Origin of the sequence: Mycobacterium sp. (assembly GCF_049673265.1) — a bacterium.
In the GTDB taxonomy this organism is placed as follows: domain Bacteria; phylum Actinomycetota; class Actinomycetes; order Mycobacteriales; family Mycobacteriaceae; genus Mycobacterium.
The window spans coordinates 1-17,810 of sequence record NZ_JBATXN010000309.1; the positions used below are offsets into that span (position 1 = coordinate 1).

The window sequence follows — 17,810 nt, forward strand, 5'->3', positions numbered from 1 at the left end:
GGGTAATAGTCGGAGTACGCGGGCACCCAGCACATCTTCAGCGGCGTGTGCTTCAGCACGAACGACAGCATTTCGGGCCCACGTTCGAGGTAGGTGTCGATGCGTTCGGGCTCGACGACGTCGCCGATGATCCCGTGTAGGTATGTGCGGGCCGCTTCGGCGGTGTCCTTGACTCCGTCGCGCTTGAGCACCTCGTTGTTGGGAATCCACACGCCGCCGCCTGAGCGGGCTGTTGAGCCGCCGTAGTGGGCGGCCTTCTCGATGACTATTGTCGATAGACCCCGGTGGGCGGCCGCAAGGGCAGCAACCATGCCGGCGCCGCCGCTCCCGACCACGACGACGTCGAACTCCTGAGCTGTCATGTAGAACACGTTATAGAATTGCCGGGGCCGGGCGCTACTGCCCCGGTCACACGAACGAGGGGACTTCGGTAAATGATCCCGCTAGCCGCCCGCGATGTGCTGGCCGCCGATCTCGCGCAGGCTGAGCGCAGCCGCCAGCCGATCGCCCCGTTGACGGCCGGACACCCCGAGATCGACGTCGTCGATGCCTACGAGATCCAGCTGATCAACATCCGCCAGCGGGTCGCCGAGGGCGCCCGGGTGGTGGGGCACAAAGTGGGCCTCTCGTCGTTGGCGATGCAACAGATGATGGGCGTCGACGAGCCGGATTACGGACATCTGCTCGATGAGATGCAGGTATTCGAAGACACCCCGGTGAGGGCGAACAAATACCTCTACCCGCGGGTAGAGGTCGAGGTCGGTTTTGTGCTGGCCCACGACCTGCCGGGCGCGAATTGCACCGAAGACCACGTCATAGCGGCGACCGAAGCGCTGGTGCCATCCATCGAGCTGATCGACACCAGGATCACCGACTGGAAGATCGCCCTCTGCGACACCATCGCCGACAACGCCTCGTCGGCGGGTTTCGTGCTGGGTGCGGGACGAGTTGCGCCGACCGACATCGACATCACCCAGATCGAAGCGGAACTGACCCGTAATGGCGAGGTAGTGGCCAAGGGCCGCAGCGACGCGGTCTTGGGCAATCCGGTCACCGCAGTGGCGTGGCTGGCCCGCAAGGTGGAAAGCTTTGGTGTGCGGCTTCGGGCCGGTGACATCGTGTTACCCGGTTCATGCACCCGGGCCATCGACGCCCATCCCGGCGACACCTTCGTCGCCGGGTTCGCAGGCCTCGGGTCCGTCCGGCTGTCTTTCGAGTAAAAGGAGCATCCATGCCGTCCAAGGCAACTGTCGCCATTGTCGGGTCGGGCAATATCAGCACCGACCTGCTGTACAAACTTCGGCGCTCGGAGTGGCTCGAACCGCGCTGGATGGTGGGGATCGACCCGGAAAGCGAAGGGCTGGCCCGCGCCCGCAAGCTGGGCCTGGAGACCACCCACGAGGGGGTCGACTGGCTGCTCGCCCAATCCGAGAAGCCCGATCTGGTGTTCGAGGCGACCAGCGCCTATGTGCACCGGGACGCGGCGCCGAAATACGCCGAAGCCGGGATCCGGGCTATCGACCTGACGCCGGCCGCTGTCGGTCCGGCCGTGATCCCGCCGGCGAACCTGCGTGAGCACCTCGATGCACCCAACGTGAACATGATCACCTGCGGCGGACAGGCGACCATCCCGATCGTGTACGCCGTTTCCAGGGTCGTGGACGTGCCCTACGCCGAGATCGTCGCCTCGGTGGCTTCGGTGTCCGCGGGTCCCGGGACCCGCGCGAACATCGACGAGTTCACCAAGACCACCAGCAAGGGTGTGGAAACCATCGGCGGCGCCAAACGCGGCAAGGCGATCATCATCCTCAACCCGGCCGACCCGCCGATGATCATGCGCGACACCATCTTCTGCGCAATCCCGGAGGACGCCGACCGCGACGCGATCGCGAAGTCCATCCACGATGTCGTGGCTGAGGTACAGACCTATGTGCCGGGATACCGATTGCTCAACGAGCCGCAGTTCGACGAGCCGTCGATGCACTCCGGCGGTCAGGCCTTGGTCACCACGTTCGTCGAGGTCGAGGGCGCGGGCGATTACCTGCCCCCGTATGCGGGCAACCTCGACATCATGACCGCCGCGGCCACCAAGGTCGGCGAGGAAATCGCGAAGGAATCCCTGTCCGCGACGGCGGGAGGAGCGCAGGCATGAGCACTCGAGAGATTTTCTTCAACCCGATCTGGGACGTCCGGATGACCGACACGTCGCTGCGCGACGGCTCGCACCACAAGCGTCACCAGTTCACCAAGGACGAGGTCGGCGCGATCGTGGCCGCCCTGGACGCCGCGGGTGTGCCGGTGATTGAGGTGACACACGGCGACGGGCTGGGCGGCTCGAGCTTCAATTACGGGTTCTCCAAGACGCCCGAGCAGGAGCTGATCAAGCTGGCCGCCGAGACGGCCAAAGAAGCCAAGATCGCCTTCTTGATGCTGCCCGGGGTGGGCACCAAGGAGGACATCAAAGAGGCCCAGAACAACGGCGGGTCGATCTGCCGGATCGCCACCCACTGCACCGAGGCCGACGTGTCGATCCAGCACTTCGGGCTGGCCCGCGAGCTGGGACTGGAAACCGTCGGGTTTCTGATGATGGCCCACACGATTCCGCCGGAGAAGCTGGCCGCGCAGGCTCGCATCATGGCCGACGCCGGGTGCCAGTGCGTCTACGTCGTCGACTCGGCCGGAGCGCTCGTTCTCGAAGGAGTGCGCGACCGGGTGGCGGCGCTGGTCGCCGAACTGGGCGACGACGCCCAGGTCGGTTTCCACGGTCACGAAAACCTCGGCCTCGGGGTGGCCAACTCGGTGGAGGCGGTCCGGGCAGGCGCCAAGCAGATCGACGGCAGCGTGCGCCGCTTCGGTGCGGGTGCGGGTAACGCACCGGTGGAGGCGCTGATCGGGGTGTTCGACAAGATCGGCGTCAAGACGGGCATCGACTTCTTCGACATCGCCGACGCCGCCGAAGACGTCGTGCGTCCGGCCATGCCCGCCGAATGCCTGCTGGACCGCAATGCGCTGGTCATGGGGTATTCCGGGGTGTACTCGAGCTTCCTCAAGCACGCCGTTCGCCAGGGCGAGCGCTATGGCGTTCCGGCCCACGAACTGTTGCACCGGGCCGGCCAGCGCAAGCTGATCGGCGGCCAGGAAGACCAGCTCATCGACATCGCGCTGGAGATCAAACGGGAGCAGGCCAGCGGCCAGGAAGCCGTCACACATTAGCCTCATAGCTCCAGCACAGGCTGCGGTAACGCTGTCGCGCGTACCCTCGATTAGCAGATCGAAGTACTGCGAGAGTCAGTGCGCAAAAGGAGCAATTTCATGACCATGCCTTCCGGAACCCCATGGTCCCGTGGCCGCGGACTATTTCGTCTACTCGCTGGTGGCCTGCTGAGCGCCTCGGCCGCGACGCTGATCGCGTTGCCCATGGCGGGCGTAGCGAGCGCCGCGTGCGATCAGAATGTGGGTAATTCCATCGACCAGTACCTGCAGCGGCATCCCGACCTGCACCAGCAGCTGCAGGATAGGTCCGAGGCCGAGGGCGGCGGGCCCAACGTCATCGATTACCTGAATCGGCATCCGGACGTGCGGCAGCATCTGATCGACCTGTCGCAGCAGTGCGTGCCGTAACCAGGTAGCGAGCAAGCCTCGTCGGCGAGCGCCCGCGCCAACACGCGATATGTTCGCCCATTGACGAAAACTAGAACACGTTCTAGCGTCTAGGCGTGTCCGCTGAACCGCTGGTCTCCGCAATCGCCGAGGCCGAAAAACTGGTAGCCGCCGCACCGCATATCGAGACCGAAGCCGACCTACTCGAAGGCCTGCAGTATCTGGCCGGGTGTATAGCGGCTTGCACGCATATGGTCTTCGACTACGAGCGCGATCATCCGATGCTGCTGTCCGGCACCGGGCCATTCACCAAGATGGGCTTGGACAACCCCGACACCCTCTACTTCGGCTGTCGAGTCCAGCCTGACCGTGATTACTTGGTCACCGGCGTGCGCGGCACCACCACCGACCTGAGCTTTCAGCTGCTCGGCGGCGAGTACACCGACGACAACGTGCCAGCCAGCCAGGCCGCGTTCGACGACCGCGAGCTGGAGATCGCCGCCGACGGCAGCTTCCAGTGGCAGGTGCGACCGAGCAGCCCCGGCCAGCTGGTGATCCGTGAGGTTTACGGCGACTGGTCTGCGCGGCGGGGAACGTTGTGCATTTCCCGATTGGATACCGCCGGGACCGCTCCGCCGCCGCTGACTCGCCAGACCATTGAAAAGCGTTATGCGACAGCGGGAAAGCAGCTAGTCAATCGGATCAAGACGTGGTTGCAGTTTCCGCAGTGGTTCTATCTCGATATCCCGGTCAACACGATGGTCCCGCCCCGGTTGACGCCAGGGGGCCTGGCCACCCAGTATTCGTCGGTCGGGCACTTCGACCTGCGGCCCGATCAAGCGCTGGTGATCACCATCCCGGCCTCCGATGCCCCTTACCTCGGCTTCCAGCTGGGTAGCCTGTGGTACATCTCGCTGGACTACATCAACCATCAGACATCGCTGAACAACACTCAGGCACAGGCGGATCCGGATGGCAAGGTGCGAATCGTCGTCGCCGACCAGAATCCGGGCGTTACCAACTGGGTAGAGACGCTCGGCCATCGGCGGGGATTCCTACAGTTCCGCTGGCAACGAGTATCGCGTCAACTGACCGACGCCGACGGACCCACCGCCGAGTTGGTCGACTTCGACGCGATACCGGCCAAGCTGCCGCATTTCGAGCACAATAAGATCTCCGATGATGAATGGCGGGAGCGAATTGCGCGGCGCCACCAGCAAATTGCGGCAAGGATGCTGGGATGACGAAGATGCTCGACGGCAAGGTCGTGGTGATCAGCGGGGTGGGCCCGGGCCTGGGCACGACGCTCGCGCGCCGGTGCACGCGGGAGGGTGCCGATTTGGTGCTGGCCGCCCGCACCCCGGAACGCCTGGACGACGTCGCCAAGCAGATCGCCGATGCCGGGGGGCGGACGGTCACCGTACGCACCGACATCACTGACGACGATCAGGTCGCCAACCTCGTCGACGCCACCCTAGAGGCCTACGGTAAAGTCGACGTGTTGATCAACAATGCATTCCGGGTCCCGTCGATGAAACCATTGGCCGGCACGAGTTTTCAGCACATCCGCGACGCAATCGAGCTCAGCGCGCTGGGGGCGTTAAGGCTGATCCAGGGCTTCACCCCGGCGCTGGCTGCGTCGCACGGGTCTGTCGTCAACGTGAACTCCATGGTGATCCGGCACTCACAGGCGAAGTACGGCGCCTACAAGATGGCTAAGTCCGCGCTGCTGTCGATGTCGCAATCGTTGGCCACCGAGCTGGGGGAGCAAGGCATTCGCGTCAATTCCGTTGCCCCCGGCTATATCTGGGGCGACACACTGCAGGCCTACTTCAACCATCAGGCGGGCAAGTACGGCACCACGGCTGAACAGATATACCAGGCCACGGCGGCGAACTCCGACCTCAAAAGGCTGCCCACCGAGGACGAGGTGGCGGCGGCAATTCTCTTCATGGCCAGCGACTTGTCCAGCGGCATCACCGGCCAGACCCTGGACGTCAACTGCGGCGAGTACCACACCTGATGCCTGAACGCACCGACATCGCCACCGTCGACGAACTGCACGCCTCAGCCACCAAGCTAACCGGGCTCGACGACTTCGGCGCAGACGACGACAATTACCGCGAAGCACTGAGCGTGCTGCTGGACTCTTACCAGCGCGAAGCGGGTCTTACCGTGTTGGGCAGCAAGATGAATCGCTTCTTCCTGCGTGGCGCGCTAGTGGCCAGGCTGCTCTCCGAATCGGCTTGGAAGCAATACCCGCAACATGCCGACGTCGTCATCAAGCGGCCGATTTTCGTCACCGGATTGGTGCGCACCGGCACGACGGCGCTGCACCGGCTACTTGGTGCCGATCCGGCTCATCAGGGTCTGCACATGTGGCTTGCCGAGTTCCCGCAGCCGCGTCCGCCGCGGGACACCTGGGAATCTCACCCGCTCTATCGCCAACTCGATGCACAGTTCAATCAGCACCACGAGGAGAACCCCGGCTACACCGGCTTGCATTTCATGGCCGCATACGAGCTGGAGGAATGCTGGCAGCTACTGCGGCAGTCCCTGCATTCGGTGTCCTACGAGACGCTCGCACACCTGCCCAGCTATTCAAAGTGGTTGTCGCAGCAGGACTGGACGCCTGCATACCAGCGGCACCGCAAGAACCTTCAGCTGATCGGACTCAACGATGCCGACAAGCGGTGGGTGCTGAAGAACCCCAGTCATCTGTTCGCATTGGATGCGCTGATGACGACCTATCCCGACGCGCTGGTCATCCAGACGCACCGACCTGTCGAGACGATCATGGCCTCGATGTGTTCGCTGGCGCAGCACACTGCCGATGGCTGGTCGACGACCTACGTCGGCTCTCAAATCGGCGCTGACTCAATGGAAACCTGGTCACGTGGTTTGGAGCGGTTCAACACCGCGCGTGCCAATTATGACCCGGCTCAGTTCTATGACGTCGACTACCGCGAGTTGATCGCCGACCCGATCGGCGTGGTGGCAGACGTCTACCGCCACTTCGATATCCCGCTAACCGACGAAGCCCGGCAGGCGATGGAAAAGAGCCATGCTGAAAGCCAATCCGGCGAACGTGCACCCAAGCACAAGTACTCGTTAGCGGACTATGGGCTGACCGCCGAAGAAGTCAAGGAGCGCTTCGCCGGGCTGTGATACGCCGTTAGTCGTCGCCGGCTGGCAGGGCGGTCGACTCCGCGTCCAAATAGCCCTCGGCAACGGCGTGTTCGATGCTGTCGGCCAGTTTCGGGCAGGACCGGGTGCGGGCGCTGTGCTCCCCGGACGCACGCAGTTCGGCGAAATATGCGCAGCGCTGTGATGCTTCGGCATTCCACTGCACCGCGGTATGCCCCGGCCCGAGCCGTTTGACGGTGACCGTGGCATGACAGAACCGGCAATCCACCGGCTGTAGACCCGATGTCAGGTAACGGGTCCGGTCGGCCTGGGTGGCCTCACGCACCGCGGCGGCGCGTTTCGGATCATCAGCGAAAGCCGGTGCCTTAGACCAGGATCCGCCGCGCCTCCCACGAGCGGCCGGTGCCGGCTCGTCATGGCTGTCGTGATCGCCATGAAGCATCAGCATCGACCGAGCCAGCCGATCGACGTCGGGCGGCTCATCGGGCGGAATCATGTCGCCGGCTGCTCCGCCTTTTCATCTTGGTCAGAGGCCTGCCGTTGCAGATTTTCCTCGACCTCGACATGCCACTTCTCGTTGGCGATGGTGGTATCCACCTCAATCTCGAAGCGATCGGTCATGTCCGGCGTGACATCGGCGGCGTCGACGTAGAACTGCTGATACCACCGTCGCATCTGGTAGACGGCGCCGTCCTCCTCGACCAACAGCGGATTGTCGATGCGGGTCTTGTGCTTCCAGATCTCGACGTCTTGCAAAAAGCCCTTGCTGACACCTTCAGTGAAGACCCTGGAGAGCTTCTCGGTCATCGCCTCGTCCATGCCCTTGGGCTTTTCGACGATGACGCCCCACTGCAGCACGAACGAATCCTGGGTTACTGGGTAGTGGCAGTTGATCAGAATCGACTCGGCTTTGTAATCGCCGTAGCGGTTGTGCAGCCAGTTGATCATGAATGACGGCCCGAAGTAGGACGCCTCCGAATCCAGGTGCGCCTCACCATAAGACGTGCCGAGATCGTTGACGTCGGGCCGGCCGACGTTGTGCAGGTACTGCGACGCGATGTGACCCTCGAAGACGTTTTTGAAGTAGGTCGGCAACCCCAGATGGATGTAGAAGAAGTGTGCCATGTCGGTGACGTTGTCGATGATGTCGCGGCAGTTGGACCCCTCAATGAGGATGCTGTTCCACCGCCACTCGGTCCACTCGTCGCTGTGGGCTTCCGGGATGTCGGGAATCTGCACGGCGGGATCCGGCGGATTGTTTTCGTGGTCGTGCCAGACGAACAGCAGACCGCCGCGCACATCAGTGGCCCACGACCGGGTGCGCGCCGTCTTGGGTGTGCGCTTGGCGTAGGGGACCAGCTTGCAGCGGCCATCGCCGCCCCAGCGCCAGTCGTGGAACGGGCAGGCGACTTCGTCGCCCTTGACGGTGCCCTGTGCCAGGTTGCCGCCCATGTGCCGGCAATAGCCGTCGAGGACGTGCACGTCGCCGTGCGAGTCGGCGAACACGACAAGGTGGGTGCCGAACGCCTCGACTCCGTGGGGTTCGCCGTCCAGGTAATCCTTGACCGGGCCAAGGCAATGCCAGCCGCGCGCGTAGCGGTCGGGCAGGGTGCCGGCGTCGATCTCGCGAACACCGGCAGTCTCGGTAGCCATGAGGCCTCCAACTTCGTCAGCTTCTAACTAGAACACGTTACAGTTTTCATGCGCGGTAGCGCAATCACAGCGCAAGACGACGGGCTTTACTGTCGGTTAATAAGGTCTGGACGCTGGAATACCCGGCCTGGGGTATATGTGAACGATGCCGCTGTTCTCCTTCGAAGGCCGATCGCCGAAGGTCGATCCCACGGCCTTCGTGGCACCAACCGCTACCTTGATCGGCGACGTCACGATCGAGGCCGGCGCGTCGGTGTGGTTCAACACCGTGCTGCGCGCCGACTATGCGCCCGTCATCGTGCGTGAGGGGGCCAACGTGCAGGACGGCTCGGTGTTGCACGCACCTCCCGGCATCCCGGTCGACATCGGACCGGGCGCAACGGTGGCGCACATGTGCCTGATCCACGGGGCCCATATCGGGGCCGAGGCGCTGATCGCCAACCATGCCACCGTCCTCGACGGCGCGGTGATTGGTTCACGCACCATGGTCGCCGCCGGCGCATTGGTAGTGGGCGGCACCAAGATTCCCGACGAGGTGCTGGTGGTCGGGGTACCTGCCACGGTCAAGGGTCCGATCGCGGGCACCGGCGCGGAAATGTGGGTGAACGTGAACCCGAAGGCCTATCAGGACCTGGCTCAGCGTTATCTGACTGGCCTGGAACCTATTTAGCCTCACGATATTTCGGCTTACCGCATCCAGTCCGGTGTCACCGGGAGCCCATTGTGATGGCGGTATTCGGCAATTGCCTTGAGGTTTTTCATTTCCAGCAGATGGCCGGCGCCGAACATGTCCCAGAAATCGCCGACCCAGACCGGGCGCTCCGAGGGAGCGGCGTCCGGGTACGGGTTCTGCTCGTAGAACGGATGGTGGCAGTTGGTCCACAGCACCACCGAGCCGGGCTTGTCGAGCACCGTTTGTGCGTCGACGACCCGCATCAGATAGATCATCCACAGATGCTTGCCCTGGTCCCACGCGCAGTGGTAATCCACCGTGCGACCCTGCTCGCCGGCCACCGTACGGACGTAGATCTTGGTCTCCGAACCCAGCCGGTCGTAGGCCTGCCACAGTCCTGGCTCATCGGTCTCGGTAAACCCGCGCAGACTGTAGGTCCATTCTTCCAGGCACCGGGCATCGGACATGTAGGCGAATAGTTCATCGGGCGGGCAGTCGATGTAGTCGTTGACGGTGATGTACTGGCCGAACACCTCATCGTGCGGGTACACCGAGTGCATCATTTCCATGATGATCGGCGTGGCCTTCTCCCGCGGGCTGGTTTCGATCCGGGTTACTCCGTCGATCGGCTCGGTGTTGCCGGTGTGGGCGACGATATCTTCAAGCGCGGGCAGCGACATCGGATCGGTCTCCTGTTAAAAACGTTGCAAACACGGGGATTTCGCCATTCGAATTATACACGTATTGTAAATCTGTGGACGGGAATTTATACGGGCTATCACGATTGAACCGATTGGGATTCGGGCTCGTTATACCCCATACCAGTGCCTTTGCGACATGATGCTCGCATGGGCATGGCAGTCGGTCGCGTACAGGTCGCCGCGGCTGGCTGAATGCTGCGGTCTCGCGGGAGGGCCATGATCGGACGACTCGATACCTGCGACACACCAAAGCACGAGCTGACGATCGAACTTCGCGATGTGGTGCGCGAATACCGGATCGGGGGTCAGCGGGTGCGCGCGCTCGACCAGATCAGCCTGCGGTTCGGGGGCGGGCAATTTGTATCGGTCGTCGGGCCGTCGGGCGCCGGCAAGAGCACATTGCTGCACCTGCTCGGCGCATTGGATTCCCCCGATTCCGGCTCGATCAAATTCGACGGCGACGAGATTGGCCACCTCAGCGACGAACAACAGTCGGAATTTCGCCATCATCGCGTCGGGTTCGTCTTTCAGTTCTTCAACTTGTTGCCGACGTTGTCGGCGTGGGAAAACGTGGCAGTCCCGAAGCTGCTCGACGGTGTCAGGCTGGGCAAGGTCAAGTCGGATGCCATTCGGCTGTTGGACCGCGTTGGCCTTGGTAACCGGACCCAGCACCGGCCGGCGGAACTGTCGGGCGGTCAAATGCAGCGGGTCGCAGTCGCGCGGTCGTTGATGATGAACCCGTCGCTGATTCTTGCCGACGAACCGACCGGGAACCTGGACTCCGCAACGGGCGCTTCGATCTTGGCGCTCCTTGCCGAGGTGGCGCACGAGGATGGCGGTAGTCGGCTGGTGGTGATGGTGACCCACAACTCCAGTGCCGCAGCGATAACGGATCGAGTGATCACCCTCCAAGACGGACGGGTCGGTTCCGACGAGTTGTCAGCGGTGCCGGGATGAGACTGGCCTCTGCCGTCGCGGCTACGTCCAGCCGGCTACGTGTGTTCAGCCTGCGCGAACTCATTGTGCACCGTCGGCGTACGACAGCCTCAATCGCCGTAATGGCAGTATCTGCAATGTATCTCGTTGCGGTATTCGGGATTTTCGGATCGATCACCGGATCGGTTAACCGGCTGGCCGATGGGATCGCGGGAGTCGCCGCGCTCGAGGTGTCGGGCATTACCGACGCGGGATTTCCTGACACAATCACGGCCGATGTCGCCGCGGTTCCCGGTGTGGCGACCGCGGCACCGATGATTCGGACTTCTGCGCGCACGTCATCAGGTCCCGTGCTGCTGTTCGGCGCAGACAAAAGCAGCGCTGCGTTGGGTGGCGCCTTGAAAGACGCCGTGCAGAAGCCACTAAAGGCGCTGTCCGACAACCCCAACGGCGTCCAGGTCGGGCCCGGTGTCGGTCACACTAAAGGCGAGACATTCCGGCTGGGCTCGGCTTCGGTCGCAGTCACCGAAGTGCTCACCGGCAAGCAGCTTGCGAACCTCAACAGCGGACACTACGTCCTCGCTCCACTTGCATTGGCGCAGAACATCGCCGGGCGAAAAGGGCAGCTCGACTCGATACTGATCACTACGAAACCCGGCGCCAATCTCGCAGCCGTGCGTGCCGCGGTCACCGCCGCCGTGAAGGGCCGGGCCATCGTTGCGGATCCGAGTATGCGGGCGACCCGGGCCGGCGACGGCGTCAAGCTGATGAACTACATGGCGTTGATGGGTGCGGGAGTTGCGTTGGTTGTCGGCGCTTTCCTGATCTACACCACGATGACGATGGCGATCACGCAGCGCCGGCCGGTCATCTCGATGCTGCGCGCGATCGGCGGCCGACGCGTCACCATCGTCCGCGACTTGCTCGCCGAAGCTGCGATTCTCGGAGTGATCGGCGGAGCGATCGGGTCGGGCCTCGGAATAATCATGGGTCGTATCGCGATTGGACGATTGCCGCCGGCGATAACCCAAGGGCTCGAAGCTCGGATCGAGTACTGGCTGCCCGGTTACGCGATACCGGTGGCGCTGGCCGCGACGGTGCTTACCAGCGCCGCAGCATCGGCGATGGCTGCGCGTCAGGTGTACAAGGTTTCGCCGATCGAGGCCTTGGCACCGGTGGGGGTGTCAGCGGCCGATTTCGTGCCGCGATGGCTGCGGCTGGTAGCCGGTATTGCAGCCGTGGCGGTGTTCGCGGCGTCGATCCTGATCGTCGTGGCCCAACGCGGCACGCTCGCATTCGTCGCGATCTTTGCTCTGTTCAGTGCTGAGATCGCGCTCGGCTTCGCACTCACCGGGCCCATCGTCAGCGCGACGGCGGCAATGGCCCGGATGTTCGGATCGGTTGGGCCGCTTGCGGCGGCGACCATCGAGCGTGCACCCCGGCGGGTGTGGGCCACGGTGATGACGGTGCTCATCGCAGTAGTCACCACCGTCGTGATCACCGGTACGAACGCCGACATGATCCGGTCGGCACGGGCCATCTTCGCGCCGGTCGCCGGTGTGGACCTGTGGGTTACCGCGGATCCTCCGGACAGTTATGCGGCTGACCCGCTGCCGCAGGATCTTGCCGGCAAGGTCGCGAAAGTGCCGGGGGTAAAACGGGTCACCCAGGGCGCATTCGGCTTCGCCGAGGTCGGCGGAACGCGGGTGATGCTCGATGGGTTCTCCGCCGGGAGTGCCGATCCGCTCTATCGCGCGCTCGGGGAACAGGTTCGCAATGCGGTGCTCGCCGGTCGGGGCGTGGTGCTGTCGCAGAACCTCGGCAAGACCCTTCACGTTCGGGTCGGCGACAGCCTCCAGCTGCAAACGCCACACGGCTCGCGGCAGACGGCTGTACTTGCGCTGGTCCCGTACTTCTCGACGGTCATCGGCACCGTCGGGATAGACCTCGAGCGAATGCGGACGTGGTTCGACCGTCCCGCAGCGACAGCACTCCAGATCGCTGCGGCCCCGGGTGTGGATCCGAATCGGTTATTGGCCGACGTCCGCCGTGTGGTGCCTTCACCGAATTATGTCTACAACGGTCGCACGGCGCTGGCCGGGATGGAGGCGCCGCTGCATCAGAGCATGTTCATCGCCAACGCCGTATGGATCGTTGTTGTATTCGTCGCGGCGGTGGCGCTTTTCAACACGTTGACGCTTTCGGTGCTCGAACGGCGTCGTGAAATCGGGGTGCTGCGGGCGATGGGAACCAGCCGTCGGTTCACCGTGCGGATGATCCTGGCCGAGGCAGCGGCCATCGGTGTCGTCGGCGGCGTCTGCGGCCTGCTATTTGGCTTGGCGGACCAGTGGCTCTACAGCCTCGTCAGCGGCGACATCATGAATTTCAACGTTGGCTTCCGGCCGAGCCCGATGGCACTCGTGTTCACCGTGGGCGCGCTGGCGATCAGCCTGCTCGGATCGCTGCCGCCGGCGCGACGCGCGGCGAGGCTGAACATCATCGAGGCCGTCGGCGTCGAGTAGGGCTCTCTCAGTTCAGTGATCTACCTCAGAGGCCGAAGAAGGCGTTTGCCACAAGGAAATCCCACAGCGGCGCAAGGGGGTCCGTGAAGGGAATCGTGAACGAGAACAGGGGATCGAGGCTTGGCATCATCGTGTCCGTGAACGTGTTGACTGTCACGGTGGCCATCCCTAGAGCCTCGGTAGGGGTTGCCCCAAATGCAGTCAAGGCCTCCGACGGGTCGGTCCCGGAAGTCAACACATCCGTGATGCCCGTCCCCGGGATGGTCACAACCATCGCTTCATAGTTGTCGCCAGCGTCGGCGACGCCCACGTCGTTGACGCCAAAGAGGGCAAGCAATTTGTCGGTGGCAGTCATGAAGTCGGTGTCTGCAGTGGGAGTGGCATCATCCCCGTCGGCGTGGGCGACGGGGATGGCTGCCAGTGGGATCAGCCCGGCCGCCAGCAAAGCACCGGCAGCCGTGCCGAGAACGAGTGTCTTATGGCGAGTACTCATCGGAGACTCCAATCACAGGTGTGTGATCTAGCTCACTTCTAGGCTAGTAAGGACCTGAGCGTATACCCAAAAAAACCTGAGCGAAAGCAGCCTGGCCAGGTCGATCCCCGGCCGATGGGATCAGCAGCCAAAGACAAGCGCAATCCACAACTCGGTGAGCGGATCCGTGAGCTGTCGGCGCTGACTAACGCGATGTTGGTCTCGGTTCAGCTATCCACCTCAGAGGCCAAAGAAGGCGTTTGCGACAAGGAAATCCCACAGCGAGGCGAGGGGATCCGTGAAAGGAATGGTGAAGGAGCTGTCGAGGCCTGGGGCCATCGAGTCCACGAACGTGTTGACGGTCACGCCGGCCATCCCTATGCCGCTGTCGTCGGGGATCGTAATCCCCAACCCAGCCAAGGAATCCGAGGGGTCAGCCCCAGATGTCAACACATCCGTCCAACCCATAGACGGCATGCTGAGAATCATTCCTTCGAAATTGTCGTCAGGGTCGGCGGCTCCGATCTCCGTGATCCCAAACATCTTCAACAGTGGATCGGTGGCAGAAATGAAGTCCGTGTCGCACCCCAGGGCGTCGTCCACGCAAGCGTGGGCAACGGGGCTGGTTGCCAACGGGATGAGCCCCGCGGCGAGGAAAGCACCGGCAGCCGTGCCGAGAACGAGTGTCAAAGGCCGAGCGCTCATTGGAGACTCCAATCGAGAGTGTGATCTAGGTGGCTGTTAGGGAAGCTGAGCGCCCACCCAAGAAAACCTGAGCGAAACATCGCATCAGGACCTGGTGACTCATGGGAAACTCCACTTCTTACATCGCTGGATAAGGCGTTGTGGACTCCCCAGGCGGCGGTGCGCTCCCTCCGGTGTATTGGTGATGTTGTGGGTCGCCCACTGTCGGACACTCGCGACCAGCGAATGTTCGGCATATTGGTGACACGGGTCACTAATGAACAACTGGTAGCCAAAAGCTGAATGCTAGATGAACGGACGATAACGATTTCTTAAGGGGATCGAGACCCAGGTTTAGGTGTTGCGTCGGTGACGATGGCGACCCCTTGCAAATGAGGGGTGCACGGAGGCGGCACCAGCGTTCGTCGGATGCTCCGCAGTCCCCCGGTATCGAATCCGGCCGCGGCAATCGCGTCGATGGTTCGGCGGTTCGGCTCGCAACCGGACGCCAGCCAGGACCACGGCTTAGCGATCAGGTCTTGGAACCGTCCGATCACGCCATCCCCGCGGACATGCTCGAGGACCACCAGCCTGCCGCCGGGTGCGAGCACCCGGCGGATCTCGCCGAGGGTAGCGGCAACATCGTCGACCGAGCACAACACAAGCCCGACGTGCACCGAGTCAAAACTGTTGTCCGGAAAGGGAATCGCCTCGCCGGTCCCATCGACGATGTCGGCCGCGATGCCACGACGGTGAGCGAGCGCGGAAGCCATTCGACGCATCGCTGCCTCCGGTTCTACGGCAGCGACCGATGTCACCGCGGGGGGAATGAACAGCAAGTCGGTTCCCGGCCCGAGACCGACGAGCAGCAGCCGCCCGGTGGCATTGCCCATCGCCTCTCGGCGATACCGGCGGTAGAACAGCCGGTCGAAGATCGGCATGCCGAGTCGATAGATATAGGGAAATAAGGGATTACGGTGTGCCACTTCTCACCTGCAGGTTCCCCAGATCCATTCGGAACGGCGGATATTCGTCGCGCATCAACGAGACGTAGACGGCCACCCGATAGCGCCACCGAACCATGCCCAAGAGAAGGTCGAACATGCCCTGGTTGATCGTCCCGATGCAGACCAACCACACCGCGTTGATAACGCAAAGCACTTGCAAAAACGGCTCCATCGCCCAGCACAGCAGTATCTGCGGGAGGGCCAACAGCCACCACTTCACCAGCACCGCCCAGTTGGTGAGCCGTTCCGGATAGTCGACCTCGAGATCGCCGGGGTAGTCCGGCCGAGACGCGAGCGTGAAAGGCGGGTACTGGTCTGTGCCGTTCATCGGAAATCGGTAATTCATCACCCGCCACGACCACCGCAGCACCCCGACGTTGAAGTCGAAAAGCGGGCGCGGATACCGTCCGGTGAACAAGATGGCGACGCCGGCGACGATGGTCACCAGCGGGTAGGCCAGGTAGAGCAGTATCAATATCGGGTAGTGCGGCACCGCCAGCACGCACCACTTGACCAGGCAGAGCCAGCGCGAGGGCGCGTCTAAATCGCCCCGCACCCGTACGGGATCGTCCCTGAGAACAGGCTCGTCCACGCTGTCCATCCTGCAACTCCCCAGGCCGATACGCAGGTCACTCCAATGTGAATACGGGGCCGCGGAGCGCTGGGTTCAGATTTTGCGCGCGTTCGCGGTCGCCTGGTCGACCTCCCAGTACGCACGCAGCGCCACCAGCTGGCCCTGGTCATTGGCCTTGTAGGTGAACACACCTTCGGCGGTGACCTGGTATCCGGCCGCGGTGATCAGGATGTGGCCGACGTTGGCTTCCTCGTTGCCGCACTGGTAGGTGTCGCGGAAGTGGAACTCGATCTTGTCCGTCGGCGCAATTGCCTTGTCCCAAAACGCCGAAATAGCGTCGCGGCCACGATGCCCTTTGCCCTCGGGATCGAAATGTGACGGCCCGATCGGGTCCTCGACGATGGCGTCGTCGGCGAACACCGCCAGCCACGTGTCTTTGTCTCTGGCTGTCACCGCATCGCGGGAGCGCTTTCCGGCCAGGTGTGCGGGCGACTTCGTCATTTGTCCTGCCATCCCGAGTGAATATAAGTGTCGGCGAATCGCTTCAGCGAGTCTTTCTTTTTATCCAGCGGCGCATCAAAGCCGAGCCCGTCGAACATCCAGGGGATGACGATGTTGTCGGTGACACCGACCTCGGCCAGTTCCCGATGCCCGTCCACACCGAACTTGTCGATGCACACCGCCTGATATTCGAAAGGCACATCTGCACGGTCGTATTCGGCCAGCAACGCCTTGATCTTGCCGATCGTCTCGGCAAGCTGGTCGCAGGTCATCATCGCGCTGGTCCACCCGTCGCTGACCCGCGCGGCACGCTTCAGCGCTACGTCGGTGTGACCGCCGACGTAGAACGGCACCGGTTTGCTCGGAGCCGGGCTCATCTGCAGGCGGTCGAAATCGTAGAAATCGCCGTGGAATTCGACCATCCCGCCGTCCAGCACGAGCTTGATGACCTTGATCATCTCGTCGACGCGTTTGCCACGCCGCGCATACGGCACCCCGCACCACTCGAATTCTTCTGGCGCCCAGCCGATTCCAACACCGAAGCCGAACCTGTTGTTGGTCAAGTTGGCCACCGAGCCGACCTGGCGGGCAAGCAGCAGCGGGTTGCGCGAGCCGAGTTTCATCACGTTGGTGTAGAAAAACAGCTTCGAGGTGACCGCGCCCATCGCGCCGGCGGCGATCAGGGGATCAACCCACGGGGTGTCCTCGTTCCACATCCGTGATCCGTCGGCGGTGTACGGGTAATCGGCGGCGGCCTTCTCCATGTAGAACAACGAGTCGGGCAGCGCGATTGCGTCGAACCCCACCTCCTCGGCGGTTTTGGCCAGCTCGGTCAGCTGATCGACCGGGCCCATCGCGACGCTGCAGGTGTACTTCACGGCTTGTCAGCCCCCACTACCCACATCGAGTAATACTGCGAGCCGCCGCCGTAGGCGTGCCCAAGTGCCTTGCGCACGTTGGGAACTTGGTGATCGCCCGCCTTGCCCATCACCTGGATAGCCGCCTCGGCGAAGCGGATCAGGCCGGAGGCGCCGATCGGGTTCGACGACAGCACGCCGCCCGAGGCGTTGAGCGGGATCCGGCCGCCGATCGCGGTTTCGCCTGCCTCGGTGAGCTTCCAGCCTTCGCCCTCGGGGGCGAACCCGAGGTTCTCCAGCCACATCGGTTCGAACCACGAGAACGGCACGTAGATCTCGGCGGCGTCGATCTCGTCGATCGGGCTGGTGATGCCCGCCGCCTTCCACAGCGCCTTGGCGGCATCGCGCCCGGCCTGCGGGTTGACCTGGTCGCGGCCGGAGTACGCCAGCGGCTCGGTACGCAGCGCGGTGGCGTGGATCCAC

Annotated in this window: 21 protein-coding genes; 10 read left to right on the top strand and 11 right to left on the bottom strand. The window is 63.2% G+C overall.

The features are described from left to right. The coding region (locus WBF82_RS10880) for an FAD-dependent oxidoreductase (protein ID WP_424383047.1) at positions 1 to 362 on the bottom strand (362 nt) is incomplete at its 3' end. Between the two features lie 72 nt (positions 363 to 434). On the opposite strand from WBF82_RS10880, the gene WBF82_RS10885 reads away from it, so the two are divergent. From WBF82_RS10885 to WBF82_RS10915, 7 genes are all read left to right on the top strand, one after another. Continuing rightward, on the top strand, positions 435 to 1,220 hold the full coding sequence (locus WBF82_RS10885; protein WP_424383048.1) for a 2-keto-4-pentenoate hydratase: 786 nt from the start codon (positions 435 to 437) through the stop codon (positions 1,218 to 1,220). Positions 1,221 to 1,231: 11 nt separating this feature from the next. Further along, positions 1,232 to 2,152: an acetaldehyde dehydrogenase (acetylating) gene (locus tag WBF82_RS10890; protein WP_424383049.1), complete on the top strand. Its 921-nt coding sequence runs from the start codon at positions 1,232 to 1,234 to the stop codon at positions 2,150 to 2,152. After that, entirely contained in the window at positions 2,149 to 3,213 is a 1,065-nt protein-coding gene (gene dmpG, locus WBF82_RS10895) for a 4-hydroxy-2-oxovalerate aldolase (RefSeq protein WP_424383050.1), read from the top strand. The genes WBF82_RS10890 and dmpG overlap by 4 nt, the downstream gene beginning before the upstream one ends. 105 nt (positions 3,214 to 3,318) lie before the next feature. Then, entirely contained in the window at positions 3,319 to 3,621 is a 303-nt protein-coding gene (locus WBF82_RS10900; protein WP_424383064.1) for a hypothetical protein, read from the top strand. 95 nt (positions 3,622 to 3,716) lie between these two features. Further along, complete coding sequence (locus tag WBF82_RS10905; RefSeq protein ID WP_424383051.1) at positions 3,717 to 4,844, top strand: hypothetical protein; 1,128 nt, start codon at positions 3,717 to 3,719, stop codon at positions 4,842 to 4,844. After that, on the top strand, positions 4,841 to 5,623 hold the full coding sequence (locus tag WBF82_RS10910) for an SDR family oxidoreductase (RefSeq protein ID WP_424383052.1): 783 nt from the start codon (positions 4,841 to 4,843) through the stop codon (positions 5,621 to 5,623). The genes WBF82_RS10905 and WBF82_RS10910 overlap by 4 nt, the downstream gene beginning before the upstream one ends. Beyond that, positions 5,623 to 6,768, top strand: a complete 1,146-nt coding sequence (locus WBF82_RS10915; RefSeq protein ID WP_424383053.1) for a sulfotransferase family protein — start codon at positions 5,623 to 5,625, stop codon at positions 6,766 to 6,768. The genes WBF82_RS10910 and WBF82_RS10915 overlap by 1 nt, the downstream gene beginning before the upstream one ends. 7 nt (positions 6,769 to 6,775) lie before the next feature. On the opposite strand, the gene WBF82_RS10920 is transcribed toward WBF82_RS10915, so the two are convergent. Together WBF82_RS10920 and WBF82_RS10925 are read right to left on the bottom strand one after the other, a co-directional pair. After that, positions 6,776 to 7,240, bottom strand: coding sequence for a hypothetical protein (locus WBF82_RS10920; RefSeq protein WP_424383065.1), 465 nt, complete (start codon positions 7,238 to 7,240; stop codon positions 6,776 to 6,778). After that, positions 7,240 to 8,400, bottom strand: coding sequence for a Rieske 2Fe-2S domain-containing protein (locus WBF82_RS10925; protein WP_424383054.1), 1,161 nt, complete (start codon positions 8,398 to 8,400; stop codon positions 7,240 to 7,242). The genes WBF82_RS10920 and WBF82_RS10925 overlap by 1 nt, the downstream gene beginning before the upstream one ends. Positions 8,401 to 8,545: 145 nt before the next feature. Between WBF82_RS10925 and WBF82_RS10930 the strand changes: the two genes are divergently transcribed. Continuing rightward, positions 8,546 to 9,070, top strand: a complete 525-nt coding sequence (locus WBF82_RS10930; protein WP_424383055.1) for a gamma carbonic anhydrase family protein — start codon at positions 8,546 to 8,548, stop codon at positions 9,068 to 9,070. Positions 9,071 to 9,087: 17 nt separating this feature from the next. On the opposite strand, the gene WBF82_RS10935 is transcribed toward WBF82_RS10930, so the two are convergent. Next, positions 9,088 to 9,753 carry an SRPBCC family protein gene (locus WBF82_RS10935; protein WP_424383056.1) on the bottom strand — a complete coding sequence of 222 codons (666 nt, stop codon included), beginning with the start codon at positions 9,751 to 9,753 and terminating at the stop codon, positions 9,088 to 9,090. 279 nt (positions 9,754 to 10,032) lie between these two features. Here WBF82_RS10935 and WBF82_RS10940 point away from each other — a divergent pair, with 279 nt between their 5' ends. Further along, the gene (locus tag WBF82_RS10940) at positions 10,033 to 10,731 is read left to right on the top strand and encodes an ABC transporter ATP-binding protein (RefSeq protein WP_424383066.1); all 699 of its coding nucleotides are present in this window, start codon (positions 10,033 to 10,035) and stop codon (positions 10,729 to 10,731) included. Continuing rightward, positions 10,728 to 13,232: an FtsX-like permease family protein gene (locus WBF82_RS10945; protein WP_424383057.1), complete on the top strand. Its 2,505-nt coding sequence runs from the start codon at positions 10,728 to 10,730 to the stop codon at positions 13,230 to 13,232. Before WBF82_RS10940 ends, WBF82_RS10945 begins: the two co-directional genes overlap by 4 nt. Before the next feature lie 25 nt (positions 13,233 to 13,257). Here WBF82_RS10945 and WBF82_RS10950 read toward each other — a convergent pair whose 3' ends face one another. The 7 genes from WBF82_RS10950 to WBF82_RS10980 form a co-directional block, all read right to left on the bottom strand. Then, positions 13,258 to 13,725 carry a hypothetical protein gene (locus tag WBF82_RS10950; protein ID WP_424383058.1) on the bottom strand — a complete coding sequence of 156 codons (468 nt, stop codon included), beginning with the start codon at positions 13,723 to 13,725 and terminating at the stop codon, positions 13,258 to 13,260. A 219-nt stretch (positions 13,726 to 13,944) separates the two neighbouring features. Continuing rightward, positions 13,945 to 14,409 (bottom strand): hypothetical protein, encoded by a 465-nt coding sequence (locus tag WBF82_RS10955; RefSeq protein WP_424383059.1) that lies wholly within the window; start codon positions 14,407 to 14,409, stop codon positions 13,945 to 13,947. A 311-nt stretch (positions 14,410 to 14,720) separates the two neighbouring features. Then, positions 14,721 to 15,374 (bottom strand): class I SAM-dependent methyltransferase, encoded by a 654-nt coding sequence (locus WBF82_RS10960; RefSeq protein ID WP_424383060.1) that lies wholly within the window; start codon positions 15,372 to 15,374, stop codon positions 14,721 to 14,723. Beyond that, positions 15,361 to 15,951, bottom strand: coding sequence for a DUF4389 domain-containing protein (locus WBF82_RS10965; RefSeq protein WP_424383067.1), 591 nt, complete (start codon positions 15,949 to 15,951; stop codon positions 15,361 to 15,363). Before WBF82_RS10965 ends, WBF82_RS10960 begins: the two co-directional genes overlap by 14 nt. A gap of 111 nt (positions 15,952 to 16,062) precedes the next feature. Further along, on the bottom strand, positions 16,063 to 16,470 hold the full coding sequence (locus WBF82_RS10970; protein WP_424383061.1) for a nuclear transport factor 2 family protein: 408 nt from the start codon (positions 16,468 to 16,470) through the stop codon (positions 16,063 to 16,065). Then, positions 16,467 to 17,348 (bottom strand): TIGR03619 family F420-dependent LLM class oxidoreductase, encoded by an 882-nt coding sequence (locus WBF82_RS10975; protein WP_424383062.1) that lies wholly within the window; start codon positions 17,346 to 17,348, stop codon positions 16,467 to 16,469. Before WBF82_RS10975 ends, WBF82_RS10970 begins: the two co-directional genes overlap by 4 nt. Beyond that, the coding region (locus WBF82_RS10980) for a thiolase C-terminal domain-containing protein (protein ID WP_424383063.1) at positions 17,345 to 17,810 on the bottom strand (466 nt) is incomplete at its 5' end. The genes WBF82_RS10975 and WBF82_RS10980, both read right to left, overlap by 4 nt.